The 13665-nt window shown below is 41.8% G+C and carries 19 protein-coding genes; 6 read left to right on the top strand and 13 right to left on the bottom strand.

The window, feature by feature from the left end; all coding sequences use genetic code 11:
• Nucleotides 1-80 precede the first annotated feature (80 nt).
• From epd to RS130_RS20110, 3 genes are all read left to right on the top strand, one after another.
• On the top strand, nt 81-1115 hold the full coding sequence (epd, locus tag RS130_RS20120) for an erythrose-4-phosphate dehydrogenase (RefSeq protein ID WP_316027405.1): 1035 nt from the start codon (nt 81-83) through the stop codon (nt 1113-1115).
• Nucleotides 1116-1157: 42 nt separating this feature from the next.
• On the top strand, nt 1158-2321 hold the full coding sequence (locus tag RS130_RS20115) for a phosphoglycerate kinase (RefSeq protein ID WP_316027404.1): 1164 nt from the start codon (nt 1158-1160) through the stop codon (nt 2319-2321).
• A 251-nt stretch (nt 2322-2572) separates the two neighbouring features.
• Nucleotides 2573-2911, top strand: coding sequence for a hypothetical protein (locus RS130_RS20110; protein ID WP_316027403.1), 339 nt, complete (start codon nt 2573-2575; stop codon nt 2909-2911).
• 53 nt (nt 2912-2964) lie between these two features.
• Here the strand turns inward: RS130_RS20110 and RS130_RS20105 are convergent, their stop codons facing one another.
• The 3 genes from RS130_RS20105 to RS130_RS20095 form a co-directional block, all read right to left on the bottom strand.
• The gene (locus tag RS130_RS20105; protein ID WP_316027402.1) at nt 2965-3135 is read right to left on the bottom strand and encodes a hypothetical protein; all 171 of its coding nucleotides are present in this window, start codon (nt 3133-3135) and stop codon (nt 2965-2967) included.
• 29 nt (nt 3136-3164) lie between these two features.
• Nucleotides 3165-4106: a hypothetical protein gene (locus tag RS130_RS20100; RefSeq protein ID WP_316027401.1), complete on the bottom strand. Its 942-nt coding sequence runs from the start codon at nt 4104-4106 to the stop codon at nt 3165-3167.
• Between the two features lie 100 nt (nt 4107-4206).
• Complete coding sequence (locus tag RS130_RS20095) at nt 4207-4644, bottom strand: acyl-CoA thioesterase (protein ID WP_316027400.1); 438 nt, start codon at nt 4642-4644, stop codon at nt 4207-4209.
• Between the two features lie 654 nt (nt 4645-5298).
• On the opposite strand from RS130_RS20095, the gene RS130_RS20090 reads away from it, so the two are divergent.
• The 3 genes from RS130_RS20090 (at nt 5299) to RS130_RS20080 (ending at nt 7339) form a co-directional block, all read left to right on the top strand.
• On the top strand, nt 5299-5859 hold the full coding sequence (locus tag RS130_RS20090; RefSeq protein WP_316027399.1) for an elongation factor P hydroxylase: 561 nt from the start codon (nt 5299-5301) through the stop codon (nt 5857-5859).
• Nucleotides 5852-6979: an ATP-NAD kinase family protein gene (locus RS130_RS20085; protein WP_316027398.1), complete on the top strand. Its 1128-nt coding sequence runs from the start codon at nt 5852-5854 to the stop codon at nt 6977-6979. Before RS130_RS20090 ends, RS130_RS20085 begins: the two co-directional genes overlap by 8 nt.
• A 72-nt stretch (nt 6980-7051) precedes the next feature.
• On the top strand, nt 7052-7339 hold the full coding sequence (locus RS130_RS20080) for a YfcL family protein (RefSeq protein WP_316027397.1): 288 nt from the start codon (nt 7052-7054) through the stop codon (nt 7337-7339).
• 32 nt (nt 7340-7371) lie between these two features.
• On the opposite strand, the gene RS130_RS20075 is transcribed toward RS130_RS20080, so the two are convergent.
• The 10 genes from RS130_RS20075 to RS130_RS20030 all read right to left on the bottom strand — a co-directional run bounded on the left by RS130_RS20075 (nt 7372) and on the right by RS130_RS20030 (nt 13663).
• On the bottom strand, nt 7372-8022 hold the full coding sequence (locus RS130_RS20075) for a DUF1707 and DUF2154 domain-containing protein (protein ID WP_316027396.1): 651 nt from the start codon (nt 8020-8022) through the stop codon (nt 7372-7374).
• Nucleotides 8023-8287: 265 nt separating this feature from the next.
• Nucleotides 8288-9667 carry an ATP-binding protein gene (locus tag RS130_RS20070; RefSeq protein ID WP_316027395.1) on the bottom strand — a complete coding sequence of 460 codons (1380 nt, stop codon included), beginning with the start codon at nt 9665-9667 and terminating at the stop codon, nt 8288-8290.
• Nucleotides 9668-9671: 4 nt separating this feature from the next.
• Nucleotides 9672-10346 carry a response regulator transcription factor gene (locus tag RS130_RS20065; RefSeq protein WP_316027394.1) on the bottom strand — a complete coding sequence of 225 codons (675 nt, stop codon included), beginning with the start codon at nt 10344-10346 and terminating at the stop codon, nt 9672-9674.
• 1 nt (nt 10347) lies between these two features.
• Nucleotides 10348-10626 (bottom strand): PepSY domain-containing protein, encoded by a 279-nt coding sequence (locus RS130_RS20060; RefSeq protein WP_428982814.1) that lies wholly within the window; start codon nt 10624-10626, stop codon nt 10348-10350.
• 104 nt (nt 10627-10730) lie between these two features.
• Nucleotides 10731-11195, bottom strand: coding sequence for a glycine zipper 2TM domain-containing protein (locus RS130_RS20055; protein ID WP_316027393.1), 465 nt, complete (start codon nt 11193-11195; stop codon nt 10731-10733).
• A 167-nt stretch (nt 11196-11362) separates the two neighbouring features.
• Nucleotides 11363-11770, bottom strand: a complete 408-nt coding sequence (gene arfB / locus RS130_RS20050) for an alternative ribosome rescue aminoacyl-tRNA hydrolase ArfB (protein WP_316027392.1) — start codon at nt 11768-11770, stop codon at nt 11363-11365.
• Nucleotides 11771-11772: 2 nt separating this feature from the next.
• Nucleotides 11773-11937 (bottom strand): hypothetical protein, encoded by a 165-nt coding sequence (locus RS130_RS20045; RefSeq protein WP_316027391.1) that lies wholly within the window; start codon nt 11935-11937, stop codon nt 11773-11775.
• Nucleotides 11937-12440: a hypothetical protein gene (locus RS130_RS20040; protein ID WP_316027390.1), complete on the bottom strand. Its 504-nt coding sequence runs from the start codon at nt 12438-12440 to the stop codon at nt 11937-11939. Before RS130_RS20040 ends, RS130_RS20045 begins: the two co-directional genes overlap by 1 nt.
• Before the next feature lie 45 nt (nt 12441-12485).
• Complete coding sequence (locus RS130_RS20035; protein ID WP_316027389.1) at nt 12486-12785, bottom strand: YciI family protein; 300 nt, start codon at nt 12783-12785, stop codon at nt 12486-12488.
• A 14-nt stretch (nt 12786-12799) separates the two neighbouring features.
• On the bottom strand, nt 12800-13663 hold the full coding sequence (locus RS130_RS20030; RefSeq protein WP_316027388.1) for a DUF6786 family protein: 864 nt from the start codon (nt 13661-13663) through the stop codon (nt 12800-12802).
• Nucleotides 13664-13665 lie beyond the last annotated feature (2 nt).

Genomic DNA, 13665 nt, shown 5'->3' with positions numbered 1-13665 from the left:
AGAAACGATAGAATAGGGCGCTTTTTAGCGCCCTATTTTTTTCTGTTTAACTAACCTTTGTAAATCACAATTAGGATGACATGATTCGTATTGCAATAAATGGTTTTGGTCGTATTGGCAGAAACGTCCTGCGCGCGCTTTATGAAAGCGGTCAGAATCACATTATAAAAGTGGTGGCAATAAACGAAGTAGCTTCCCCTGAAGGTATGGCCCATCTTTTAAAATACGATACTTCTCATGGTCGATTTGCATCTTCGGTTAGTTTAAGAGTACTGAATTCACACGAGCAGTATTTAAATGTCGATGAAGACGATATCGCTTTATTACACCAGTCAGAAATAAAAAATATAAATTGGCAAAAATATAATGTCGATATAGTGCTGGAATGTACTGGGGTGTTTGGTGAGCGTAAATGGGGGCAAGTACATGTAGAGCAGGGAGCAAAACAGGTATTGTTTGCTGAGCCCGCTAGTCCAGATGTAGATGCGACTATTATTTATGGTATCAATGAGCACATTTTGACTAGTCAGCACAAAATAGTATCTAATGGCTCATGCACAACTAATTGTATTGTGCCGATTATTCAAACCTTGGATCAGGCTTTCGGGGTCAATAGCGGCACGATAACAACCATCCATTCGTCTATGCATGACCAGCAAGTCATCGATGCTTATCATCCAGATTTGCGCCGTACTCGGGCCGCAAGCCAATCTATCATTCCGGTAGATACTAAACTCGCAGCGGGTATAGAACGAATATTGCCGAAATTTGCTGGCAAATTTGAAGCCATAGCAGTGCGTGTACCGACCATTAATGTGACTGCTATGGATTTAAGCGTGACGTTAAATTCCGAAACGAATATCGCTGGTGTTAACCAAGCGCTCAAAGCCGCTAAACTTGGCAGCTTAAATGGTTTGCTTGATTACACTGAAATACCTTTAGTGTCTTGTGATTTTAACCATGATCCGCATTCTTGTATTGTGGATGGGACGCAAACCCGAGTGAGTCATAGGCAATTAGTAAAAACTTTAGTTTGGTGTGATAACGAGTGGGGGTTTGCCAATAGAATGTTAGACACCTGCCGCGCAATGTATCGTGCTTATCATAGCGAATAAATTAATTAATCAACTTTTATAAATCATCATTAAGGATAAATTATGTCTGTTATCAATATGTCAGATCTAGCATTAGCGGGAAAAAGAGTACTCATTCGTGAAGACTTAAACGTACCCGTTAAAGACGGAGTGGTCACTTCTGATGCCCGTATTCGAGCCTCTTTACCCACTATTAAAGCCGCAGTAGCTGCCGGTGCAAAAGTGATGGTCATGTCGCATTTAGGCCGCCCAACTGAAGGCGAATATGCTGAAGAGTTTTCTTTATTACCGGTTGTGAAGTACTTGCAAGAAAACACAGATTTAACGGTACGCTTAGAAAAAGACTATTTAGCTGGCGTAGATGTGAATGCCGGTGAAGTTGTGGTACTCGAAAACGTACGTTTTAACAAAGGCGAAAAAGCAGATGATGAAACCTTAGCTAAGCAATATGCTGCTTTATGTGACATATATGTAATGGATGCCTTTGGTACAGCTCACCGTGCCCAAGCGTCTACTCATGGTGTGGGTGTACATGCGCCTATCGCTTGTGCGGGTCCTTTATTGGCAGGTGAATTGGCCGCTCTTGGCAAAGCCCTAAATAACCCAGAGCGTCCATTAGTGGCGATTGTTGGTGGTTCAAAAGTATCGACCAAGTTAACTGTGCTAGACGCCCTTTCTAAAATTGCTGACCAATTGGTGGTAGGCGGCGGTATTTCGAATACTTTCGTTGCTGCTCGTGGCAATAACGTTGGTTTATCTTTGTATGAAAAAGACTTGATCCCAGAAGCGAAACGTTTAATGGGGTCGCTAGATATTCCAGAAACCGTGGATGTGCGTGTAGGCAAAAACTTCTCAGATCAAGAGCCTGCGGTTGTAAAAGCCGCAAGTGATGTACAAGACGATGAAGAAATTATGGATTACGGCCCTCAAACTGCTGAAAACGTTGCTGCGATTTTGCGTAACGCAAAAACCATTCTTTGGAATGGCCCATGTGGTGTATTTGAGTTTGATAATTTCTCAAAAGGTACTGAGGTAGTGGCGCGAGCTATAGCTGAAAGTGATGCCTTCTCAATTGCTGGTGGCGGCGATACATTAGCGGCAATCGATAAGTGGGGATTAGAAGACCAAGTTTCTTATATCTCAACAGGTGGCGGTGCTTTCTTAGAGTTTGTTGAAGGCAAAGTTCTACCAGCTGTTGCCATGTTAGAAGCTCGCGCGGCTAAGTAGTTAGTAGCTAAGTAATATGGCTAAAACCTTAAGGCCTGACTCTTTGTCAGGCCATAGGGTTGATAATACCTTGGTATAAGCTGTGGAATACGGCTATTTTTTTAACCCACAATGTTTCGCCCCCTTATTAGACCTGTCATCTTTTCCTATATAGGCAAAAGGGCATTTTTATGCTCAACTGCATTTCTTTTTTAGCGCCTTTTAAGTACTATTTAATCTGTGTTGAATTTAAGGCATAAGGTTCGAACAATATGAGTTTAGAGCTACCCCTACCATTGTACAAAAAGCTCACTGTGACATTTAGAGTAGAGCCCGGTTGTTTGGGCCCTGATGGCGTTGAACACATTGAGGGATTTTGCAAATATGCAAAAAAAGCCGTAGCAAAACTCGACTCAGATTTTGTGCGCTGGGTAATAACCCCCAGATATGATAAATCCTTAGATGAGACCGAATACAAAACGAACAACAAAAAGCTTGATCATAATAAAGCTGAGAAGTATCTACGGGTATTTGGCAAAGAACTCGATGATTTTGAAGACCATTTACAAGACAAATTGTCTACTTTGATTGATCAGTATTTGGGGCGATAGATATATCGAAATACGTTATTTTTAGGCCCTGCGTTAGCATGACTGCTGGGGGATTATTCGATTGCCAATACGGCACGATCCTGCTCTAGCTTAAAGTCAAACTCTCTTAGAAAATTCATTCCCAATAAACCATCAGCATGGTGCAAGTTACTCATAGGTAACACCACAACCGATATATTCTGTACAACAGCATGTTCAATTTTAAGTTCACTAAATCTGTACATGGGGGCGAGTACGGTACCGTTGGCCGTGTTTATGTTAAAGCGACCAATGGGATTTTTTTAAATCTGCTCGATAAGCTAGCGAAATATTGTTTAGAAATTGCGGTGATTGACGCGCCAGTATCTATCAGCAATTGAAGGTGATTGTTTGAAAGTTCTGCATTGACCACATATTGATCGCCAACCTGTTGTAAGGCTATTTCTCTGTAATCAGCAACAGGAGGTAAAACACTCTCTTTTTGCGTTATGTTCTGTTCAGAGGTGTCTTGTTGCGAGTCTAGAATGTGCCTTATAGCCATGGCTGACGGATCTTCAAAGGGCAAACTGGCCAGAATATTTTCCATTAACATACCTTGAAATTGCTCTGCATAGGCTCTTGCTAATGACACTATGTACAATCTATTTTCGGGATCAATTTGTAATAAAGGTTCAACAAACTTGGCTAACACTTCCCTAGAATATGTTGTTTGCAGTTGTTCAATAGTGTTGCTGCTAGTATTAGAAATGATGTTTTCAATTTCAGCCTGTTGTGTTGCGGTCATAGGGTAACGTAGCAGAGTGTAATAGTGAGCTAGCGCGTCGCTAAGTAAACCGGTTTCGACTTTTACCTTAGCTTCCAGCAGTAAAAAGTCCATATCTTGAGGATATAGTTTTAAGTATGTGGTTAGTAAAGCGCTCAGTTCGTGATAGCGCTTTTCGGCGAATAACTGATTTGCTTGTGCTAGCGTATCGTCACGGTTGAGTTGGGTAATTTGTTGCAGGGCGTTTCCTGCGCTTACTCGATGATTGGGCTTTGAAAGTGGCTCTGTGCTAGCCAATGCTGGTGCGATGTTGGTAGCGCTGAGGGAAGCAGTACGTTTTATGGGAGGGGTTAACTCAAGCTCTTGCTGAATATTGCCTTGCCTCAATAAATAAATATTGAGGGAGATCGAGCAAACGCAGAGCGCAGTCAGTACAACTAGCCATTTTTTCATTGGTGGTTACGTATCTTCGTTAAGGATCCTACAATTAACCTTAACGAATCTGCTTGTGGGCTGCAATCTCCCTATGGGTAGAGACCTGCTTTGGCTCATGTCATGACGTCAAGGTGAGGGCGGCGCTATAGGTGTCAGCAAAAAGCGCTGGCATGCGAGTAGGTTTTCCTGACGAAAGGACAATACAAATAAAGTCTGTTTGCGCTGTAAGTAAGGTCTTTTGATCGGCTGTTCGAATAAACTGAAATTGCCTAGTGAGTTTTAATTTTTTATCACATTGGGTGATCCAGGTTGCACAATCAATGACGTCGCCATAGTGGGCCGCGGCTAGGTAATTTATCTGGTGTTGGCTAATGACCATCCCTCTATCGATCCCTTGATATTGTTCGATAGTTAGCCCCAACTGGTTGGAGTGGGCCCATGAAGTGGTTTCTAGTTGTGTGACATAGGCAACATTATTGACGTGCTGATAATGGTCAATATGTTTTGCCTCAATACGCCATGTTTTTATGAACGGGTTAGGGTAAAGCCAAGTCATGATTGTCTGATATATATACTGTAATACAAGTTGATGTTTTTACTGTTATTTTCCACGTACGGCACGGTAATGTATAGTAATTAACCTGAATCCTGGATAAGCCAGAACATCAGGATAACGCTCTTTTTGTATCTAGCGGTGTTGGATTGTTTAGCAATAACACGTTATGACATACAACAACCCGCCTTGTTATACACGATCCACGAAAAATTTCGTTAGCGAGTAACATTTAGCTGAGGTTATTTAAACAAAAATATATTAAGCCATTGAATGATATCGATATTGCTTAACTTAAGCGATACTTCTTATCCACAACTCAGGTTAAATAATAATAGCCCTAAGCTTGGCGTAAACTCGTAGCGAACACAATAGTCTTTTGTCATTGAGTCCTAATATGTATTCAATCAGCGGTAGTGTAAACGAGCATGGCAAGGCGCATAATTAAGGGGAAAATTAACGCCTAGGCCCTGTTATTTTCAGTGACAGCGAGCTGAGTGTAAACCCTAGTAAGCAGAGCCTGAGCGTATTTTGAGTAGCCAAAATTTAAGATGCAATGGTATTGTATCTAGCTGCCATGGTATTATTGGGTTTGGTTCCATAAAGTCTTAAAAGCCCGTTTTTTATATTCGGCAAAGGTCGATTTCGAGTAGTAACATGTCGCAACTTCACAAATATCAGGATTTGATATCCCTCTTTAATCAAGCCTTCGGCGACACTGAAAATACGCTACTCATGAAAGGGCAGGATGAACCTATTTATATTCCAGCCGAGACGTCTCACGGCAAACATCGCATTATTTTCGCCCATGGTTATTTTGCCAGCGCTTTACATGAAATTGCCCACTGGTGTATTGCCGGTAAGGAAAGGCGTTTGCTAGAAGATTACGGTTATTGGTATTGTCCTGATGGGCGTAGTGAAGCAGAACAAGCGGAGTTTGAGAAAGTAGAAGTTAAACCTCAAGCTATTGAGTGGGCATTTTGTTGTGCTGCAAATAAACCTTTTCAAGTGAGTACAGATAACTTAAATGGTGCGCCGGTTGATAGAAAGGCATTTCAAATCGCGGTGCGTGAGCAAGCGCTGGTTTACCTAAGAAATGGTTTTCCAGCACGAGCAGGCTGTTTTATTCAGGTACTGAGAGACTTTTATCAAACTAGTGAGTTGTCAGTCGCTAGCTTTGACTTGACTGAAAAGAGAGAGTCGATAACGAATGTTTAAACTAGGTCTAATTATTAATCCTTATGCTGGCATTGGCGGGGCATTGGCCTTAAAAGGTAGTGACGGCCGCGACATTCGAGAGCGAGCGATGGCACTAGGGGCTGAGAAAAAGGCTCTTGATAAAACACGCCTTGGGTTACAGCTTATTCTACCAATTAAACATCTTGTTCATTTTTATATCGCCGCCGGTGAAATGGGGGAAGATCTTATTGCACAGATGGGGTTCGACTATACCGTGGTTTATCATGCTTCGAAATTACAAACCGAAAGTGATGATACCGAGTCTACAGCACAGGCTCTGATAGAGCATTCAGTGGACTTAGTGTTGTTTGTTGGCGGTGATGGCACCGCTAGAAATGTTTGCAATATCATCGCTCAGTCAATACCGGTGCTGGGCATACCCGCTGGCTGTAAGATCCATTCCGGCGTGTTTGCTGTGACGCCTCAAGCAACAGGCAGAGTATTAGAAAAGGTACTGAAGGGGGAAATTGTTAGCGTCAACACGGGCGATGTAATGGATATTGATGAAGCGTTATTTCGTCAAGGGAAAGTCAGCGCTAAATACTACGGCGAAATGCATGTACCCACTGAACTAGCCTACATCCAAGGGGTTAAAATGGGCGGCAAAGAGTCCGATGAATTAGTGCTGGCCGATATCGCCGCTCATGTTGTTGAATTGATGGAAGACAATCCTACATGCCTGTTTGTAATGGGCTCGGGTTCAACTGTCGACTATGTTATGCAAGAGCTGCAACTCGAAAATACCTTGCTCGGTGTTGATATTCTTTTAGATCAACAACTTATTGCCAAGGATGTGACGGCAGAACAATTGTTGCAAATTACTCGAGGCCAAAATTGTAAGCTTGTTATCACCTTAATTGGCGGTCAAGGTCATATTTTAGGTCGTGGTAATCAACAATTAAGTCCTGAATTTTTAACGGCACTTGGCAAGGAGAATATCGTGTTAGTGGCGACTAAAAGTAAATTAACAGGCTTACAAGGCCGACCGTTGATTGTCGACTCTGGAGACAAAATTATGGATCAAAATCTAGCCGGATTAATGACGGTTGTGACCGGATATCGTGACCAAGTTTTGTATCCGGTTGCAGATTTCACATAAAACGGAATTAATATAATATGCTCTGGGTAAGAGTCTAATACCAATTGCACAAGCCAAGAATTAGGAGATATTTTGTTAGAAACCATTGAGCAGCCTGAGTTAACGTTGTTTATTGACAAGGTAGAGAAACACTTAGATTCAGTTGTAGAACACGGCAGTGATCAAGAACTGTTTATTGCCAGTTATTTGCAAGGACATTTCGCGGTCATGGCAGGGCAAAGTCAAGTGCAGCATATGACAAAAGTCAGCCAGTTAGATCAGTTAATGCACACAAGTTTGAGCCAAGCCTTTGCCAACGACGAATTGGTCAGTGATGATCAAACTCAAGTTTGGAACTTGTGGCACAGTTTCTTGAATTAGTTTGACCTGCACCTGAGGCAAACTTGGGTGCTTTATGTTTTATCATTAAACATGCTTTTCATTTGGTTAGCGAAAGCGACAAACTTTTCTTTGATAGTGCGTTTTACTTTGATGTCGACGCCACCCAAAAGTACAAATCCTTCGATAATAATGGTAGGAGCTTGACGAGACGCAATAGAAGGTGCCGTGTTGTCAATGCCGCCCAATACGCAAAAGGCCTTAGAAACTACGTTGACGTTTTCTGGCACCGAAAAGTCATTTCCGCCGAGTAAACAAAATATCCGTACTCTTACGTTGGGCGTAGTAAAAATTGCGTCAGTAAAGTCTATATCTGCCCCTCCTAGAATAGTAATGATGCGTACCTCTTTAGGCACACTCCATTGACCACTGCGCGTTGAGCCTCCTAGCACATTGACTATGGTGTCGGTTTCGTCAGAGGTAGAGGGTGAATAATTAACGTTGAACTGACGCTCTTTTTCGGCCGAGTATTGTGTGTCTTTAGGCTGCTCTAAATCTCTGGCTAAGTCGACAATTTGTTGATGGTTTGAGCTTTCCATCGCTTGATCTAGTCGGCGTTCAAAAGCTTGGTCTGAAATGATCCCGTGGCTGTAATTATAAATTAGGGTATCAATTACTTCTTCACGAACTTTTTCGATGGGGCGATCTTCCAGAATTACGGCCATAATGGTTCCTATCAATTTATATAACGTGTATTCAACTTTAATGTTAAAAGCACTAACCATGCCATTTAAAATACCTATTGAATTCAATGATCTACTAAAATCTATCCTGTTGTATTTAGCGAAAAATACTATATTTTAGCGTTTTTAATTGATTTTTTGCGAACCGTTAGTAATGCCAATTCCATTGAATTATATCAATTCACATTGGTAACTAAGCTGGATCCTGGATAAGCCGAACCTCTCGATAACGCCCTTTCAAATACCGTTAACGTGTTGCAAAATCTGCTGGGACATTCCCACTGCGCGTACATTTATTTATTGGCGTTGGTACAGTAAAACTGATGGTGATTCTTGCTCCGCCCAACTCACTCTTATCAATTTCAAGCTTTCCTTGATAAGCTGCGACTAAATCAGAGACCACTGCCATACCAATACCTTGTCCCTCTTTGTAGCTGTCTAATCGGGTGCCCCTTTTGAGTAGCGCTTGTCGTTGGTCGGCGGGAATTCCGGCACCATCGTCTTCAACACTAATGGCAATTTTATTCGACATGGAAAAGGTGCTAACTAACACTTTTTGTTTGGCCGCTTTACAAGCGTTATCGACTAGGTTTCCTAATATCTCCATCACGTCCGTGGTGTCTGCTTGTAGATAAATGCTGTGCTGATGCTGTTCAAAGTGAAGCGTGATATTTTTGTCTAGGTATACTTTAGCCATGGCGTTAAGCAATTTTTCGACTAATGGTTTGATTTCTACTGCACTTTCAAATGCGCTGGAAGCGCCCGCTGCGGCCCTTTTGAGTTGCCTTTGTATTTGCTGATCAATTTGCTGGATAGGCTCTTTAGCGTCGTGCGGTAATTGGCTGTTTCCCGAAAGTACTGCCAAGGGCGTTTTTAAGCTATGGGCCAAATCACTTAAGCTATTTTTGTAACGACTTCGTTGCTGCTCTTCGGAATCAAGTAGGTGGTTTATGCTGGTTTTCAGGGTTTCAAGTTCCGGTGGATAAGTCTGATCTATGCGTTTTAGTTGACCTTTTTCAGCTTGAACTATTTGCCTGTTTAATTTACTTATGGGTAATAATGCGGCATTGAGACTTATCAACAATAGCAATAACAATAAAATAGCCATTAAGGCTAGCCACTTCCACAGGGTGTTGGCGAACTTTTGTTTTTCAGCGTTAAATATTGCTTTGTCTTGCAGAATAGTAAAACTGACCGCTTGGTAATCGTCCACATTGTCAAATTCGGCGGTGTAGGCATAAATGAAATAGTCATCGTTAAAATCAAAGTGCTCAATAAATAGTTCATCCCCTGTATTGGGGCGGCTAAGTGTGGGTGCCGTCTGCCAATGTAAAGTGGATAACGATTGCCACAAAATCCCTTTTTCACTTTGGATAAAGGCATATAGGCCAGAGTCGGGCAAATTAAATTGGTCGTTGTACAGTTGTTCAGGCATCACAACTTTGCCGTTTTCAAACTCAAATTCAGAAATTAAACTTAAGCTTTGCACTCTGAGTTGCTGCAACATTGATTGGGTCAAACTACTGTTAAAAGCTTTTTCTAAGGTAAAGGCAGCCAACGGAATAAATATCAGCAATGTGAGCAAGGCAGCTGCAAACGTTCTTAGGCGTAACGAAAGGTTTTGCATCTCTTCAAAGTGCTCTGTTTATTCGATAACCTCGGCCACGCAGAGTTTCTATTGGGTTTATCTTGCCATCGGGATCAATTTTTTTACGAAGGCGACCGACAAATACTTCGATGACATTGCTGTCTAAATCAAAATCTTGGTCGTAAATGTGTTCTGTCAACTCTGTTTTAGAAACCACTTTTTGCGGGTTAAGCAAAAGGTACTCTAGCACTTTATATTCATATGCGGTGAGTTCAATGTAGGCACCATTAATGCTGACTTCTTCACTTAAAGTATCGAGGCTAATCGGACCTTTTTCAATGACCGGATGTGCTTTACCTGCGGCTCTGCGGATCAGGGCTTTCACGCGGGCTAATAGTTCCTCGTTATGAAACGGCTTCGTCAGATAGTCATCGGCGCCTGCGTCTAGCCCTTCTACTTTCTCTTGCCATCTGTCTCTGGCGGTTAGAATTAGAATAGGGCAGGTAAGGTCATTTTTACGGGCTTTTTGGATGACTTCAAAGCCATCTATTATTGGCAAGCCAATATCAATTATGGCTAAGTCATAAGGATGCTCTGCTAATAAAAATAACGCTTTCTCACCGTCGTCGGCTAAGTCTACACTGTAGCCATTGGCTTGCAGTAGTGCGTCTAATTGCGTTAATAGGCGGCTATCATCTTCGACAACTAAAATTCGCATACTATTTTTTGGCTCCTTGTTGAGTCACTTTCCCAGACTTCTTATCGACGTCGACAGATACAACTCTTCCAGATTTCTGCAGCACTTTGACGCGGTATGTGCTTTTACTTTGATCGACTTTTAATACACGGCCTGATACTTTCTGCTGAGCTCTTTTCGCGGCTTGAGTTTTATTTATTGTGTCTGTTTTAGATTGCTCCACTGCGACACTCGTCGAGCTAACGATTAAGCTAAATAAACCAATGGTAATCAGTCTGACAAAAGTAGGTATTTTCAACATTTTGCTCTAATGGACGGTGAATATTTTGATAGTTTACCTCAATCAATACAGGACTTAAATGTACTTAAACTAGTCAATGAATTGATTGAGGACGACATTTTCTGTTAGTGATAAATGCGAATATATTTATTCGGTTTTGTTTTACTAAAGGTTTGGTAAGTCCTGCCTTTTACCTTGTAACTCACCTTGTAACCTCGCAAGACTCTTTGTTTGCTAAGTGTTGGTTGGCGTGGATTAACAACAGTATACCTGTCCTGTCTGTTCGTGTTGTCTATTTTGTGGCCAATCGCGCCACCCATTATTGCCCCCGCAATGGTGCCCACTATTTTGTGTTTCTTATCACTCACCATATGACCCAGACTGCCACCAATAATAGAGCCTATCGCGGCACAATTATGACGCTTATTGACTATGACTGTCGAACGAGGATGATGTCTGTTTACTAGTATGTACTCATACACTGGCGTGATATTTACGACTCTAGCTTTGTAATGAGGTGGCTGATAGTTTGCACTAGCAAAAGGGGAGATTAACAATAAAGCAACTGCAACGGTGATAAAAGGTTTCATAAGAACACTCCTGTAATAAGTGAGACTTATATTATTCATCTGAGACTGAACTTTAGCTGAATTGAATCTTGATTAACTTGAATCTACCGAGTTACCCCAATACGGGTTGTTAAAAATGTTCGTTTTTGCTTCCACTGTGAATCTAACTTTAGCTGGGTGAATAGCGCTTAGTAATCGACTTTTTTACGTAACGCTTTGGTCCTGCCTGATTTAACTTTACTGTCGACCCGTTTCTGTTGTGAGCTCTTGGTGGGTTTGGTTGCACGGCGTGCTTTTTGGAGTTTGCCGGCTTCTTGTAAGAGTAAACTTAAGCGTGTTAAGGCATCTTGTTTATTCATCTCTTGGGTTCGATGGCTCTGTGCTTTGATTATCAAAATACCGTCTTGGGTAACGCGTTTGTCTGCACCTGATAGGAGCTTTTGTTTGACGTATTCGGGGATAGCGGCCGAGCGAATATCGAATCTAAGATGTATCGCACTGGATACTTTGTTGACGTTCTGGCCACCTGCTCCTTGGGCGCGCATGGCGCTTAATTCAATGGCTGGCATCAGGTTTTCTATGTTAGGTTGATACATAATTATCCACTTGGAAAGGCTAGTTGCTGACCTAAGCCTACAGTAAACAACCATAGTCCATAGGCGCTGTGTTCAATACTCACGGCAACTAAAGACTGACTCTTTTTGTAATTTAAGGCAAATAAAATACCGCCAGCAAAGGTTAATACAAACACTAAGTTATTCATTAAAAAGAATGGGCGAGGCTAAACAAGCAAGCGTTGACAAAGGTAAATAGATAGGGATTCGACACTAAATTTTGGTAGCGCTTAAAGAAAAACACTCGGTATACAAACTCTTGTGGGTAAACTGAAAATAGTGCATAAAATATGCTGACAGCTACCCACATTAACGGATTTTTTCGCACTACTGAAAATAGTGCTTCCGGTAAAAAATAGCCAATGAGCATGGTTGATATGACCATAAACGCGATTAAGCGAAGTGCCATACCTTGAGTAAAGTAATGCCATTTTGTACCAATTAAACTGGCTCGAACAAATAAGCCTTGGCGACGACTTATCACCACACAATAGGTAAGCGCGACTACAACACAACAGAGTTTTATTGCGATATGGATATGCCAAGCCAAAACAACAGGGGTAAGCAAAAATAGCGCGATTAACTCTAGCCACAAAAAGGCGTTCGTTGCGCCGCTTTGGGTTGTGCCAATGACTGTTTTTGAATCCGTCACTGTTTTACATATGCCGTAATGGTCATCGATTCACTACCTTAGAGGTTAGGGAAGGACCTTTTTATAGGGCTTGACTACGACTTTTTTGTAAACGCCAGCAGCAATGTATGGATCTGCATCGGCCCACTCTTGGGCGTGTTGTAGACTGTTAAAATCTGCTATTACTAGCGAGCCAGTGAAACCAGCTTCGCCTGGATCTTCACTATCAATAGCTGGGCAAGGGCCTGCTACTAACAAACGGCCTTTGTCAGTTAATTCTTGTAATCTTGCCAAATGTGCAGGTCGTGCCTCTTTACGCATTGGTAAACTGTTTTCAACATCTTCACTGTAAATGACATACCACATTGTTTAGTTGTTCCTTATTCAGATTTAAATAGTGTGTTGGTGTCGCTAACGTTGATACCAACTAATTGCTGAGAGATCGCGTCCAGTTGTTTGCTATTGCCAACAAAATGAAACACCTGTTGAGTATGACTGACGGATTGGTTGGTTTTTAGCGCTAACATGGGCGCGGCACTTTCCAATTCATAAAACGCCGACTTGGCTAATAAACTGCCATCCATATTGCCATGATTGTAGGCATTAGTGACATCCCCTTTAGCCTGTTTTGTGTACAGTTTTTCTAGAGATATAGGGTATCTGCCATCTTGGTCAATCGTTATTTTGAGCACTGTCAATTTTGCTAAGCTGGGCGAATAGGATAAAATCAAGTCGCCACTAATATCAGCAGGAATACCTATTTTGCTGCGGTATTTTCCATCGGTTTTAAAAAATACTAAGTGATTTCTGCTGATCAGTCTGTCTGCATATAAGGGGTATAAGTAACTCTGTACGGGCCCTTGCTCAGGAGCAATGACAAACATGGAAACACTGTCATCGGTACCTTGTAACATTGCCATAGACCAAAGGGTGATCAGGCCTTTTTCTGGTCGCCAGTCTTCTCCCAAATTAGTTAAGCTTGTATGCGAGCGATAAGCCACCTGATTGACTGATGTGGGTAGTTCGATGCTTAACTGTCGACTTATTTGCTGAGGACTGAGTAGGGTGATAGTTCTGTCTAGCTGGACTGAAAAGTGGCTGTTTTGATAATTAACGAGGGCTAAGTTAGTTCGAAAATGAACCGTCTCAGGATTGGCAGATATTACATCATAATTTTTGGCATTAAGTGCCGGTGGGACTCGCCAGTTTTCATTATTGATTGCTTTACCAACTGGGTAAAACAATG

It is taken from the genome of Paraglaciecola aquimarina, assembly GCF_032464635.1.
In the GTDB taxonomy this organism is placed as follows: domain Bacteria; phylum Pseudomonadota; class Gammaproteobacteria; order Enterobacterales; family Alteromonadaceae; genus Paraglaciecola; species Paraglaciecola aquimarina.
Note: the sequence above shows the minus strand (reverse complement) of the source record. Positions and strands in the feature narration are given on the sequence as shown.

Coding starts and splice junctions, on each gene's coding strand:
- RS130_RS20085 (WP_316027398.1), top strand. CDS start 5,852: ATGTTTAAACTAGGTCTAATTATTAATCCTTATGCTGGCATTGGCGGG.
- RS130_RS20090 (WP_316027399.1), top strand. CDS start 5,299: ATGTCGCAACTTCACAAATATCAGGATTTGATATCCCTCTTTAATCAA.
- RS130_RS20100 (WP_316027401.1), bottom strand. CDS start 4,106: ATGAAAAAATGGCTAGTTGTACTGACTGCGCTCTGCGTTTGCTCGATC.
- RS130_RS20055 (WP_316027393.1), bottom strand. CDS start 11,195: ATGAAACCTTTTATCACCGTTGCAGTTGCTTTATTGTTAATCTCCCCT.
- RS130_RS20035 (WP_316027389.1), bottom strand. CDS start 12,785: ATGTGGTATGTCATTTACAGTGAAGATGTTGAAAACAGTTTACCAATG.
- RS130_RS20075 (WP_316027396.1), bottom strand. CDS start 8,022: ATGGCCGTAATTCTGGAAGATCGCCCCATCGAAAAAGTTCGTGAAGAA.
- RS130_RS20070 (WP_316027395.1), bottom strand. CDS start 9,667: ATGCAAAACCTTTCGTTACGCCTAAGAACGTTTGCAGCTGCCTTGCTC.
- RS130_RS20110 (WP_316027403.1), top strand. CDS start 2,573: ATGAGTTTAGAGCTACCCCTACCATTGTACAAAAAGCTCACTGTGACA.
- RS130_RS20105 (WP_316027402.1), bottom strand. CDS start 3,135: ATGTACAGATTTAGTGAACTTAAAATTGAACATGCTGTTGTACAGAAT.
- RS130_RS20095 (WP_316027400.1), bottom strand. CDS start 4,644: ATGACTTGGCTTTACCCTAACCCGTTCATAAAAACATGGCGTATTGAG.
- RS130_RS20065 (WP_316027394.1), bottom strand. CDS start 10,346: ATGCGAATTTTAGTTGTCGAAGATGATAGCCGCCTATTAACGCAATTA.
- arfB (WP_316027392.1), bottom strand. CDS start 11,770: ATGTATCAACCTAACATAGAAAACCTGATGCCAGCCATTGAATTAAGC.
- RS130_RS20045 (WP_316027391.1), bottom strand. CDS start 11,937: ATGAATAACTTAGTGTTTGTATTAACCTTTGCTGGCGGTATTTTATTT.
- RS130_RS20115 (WP_316027404.1), top strand. CDS start 1,158: ATGTCTGTTATCAATATGTCAGATCTAGCATTAGCGGGAAAAAGAGTA.
- epd (WP_316027405.1), top strand. CDS start 81: ATGATTCGTATTGCAATAAATGGTTTTGGTCGTATTGGCAGAAACGTC.
- RS130_RS20060 (WP_428982814.1), bottom strand. CDS start 10,626: ATGTTGAAAATACCTACTTTTGTCAGACTGATTACCATTGGTTTATTT.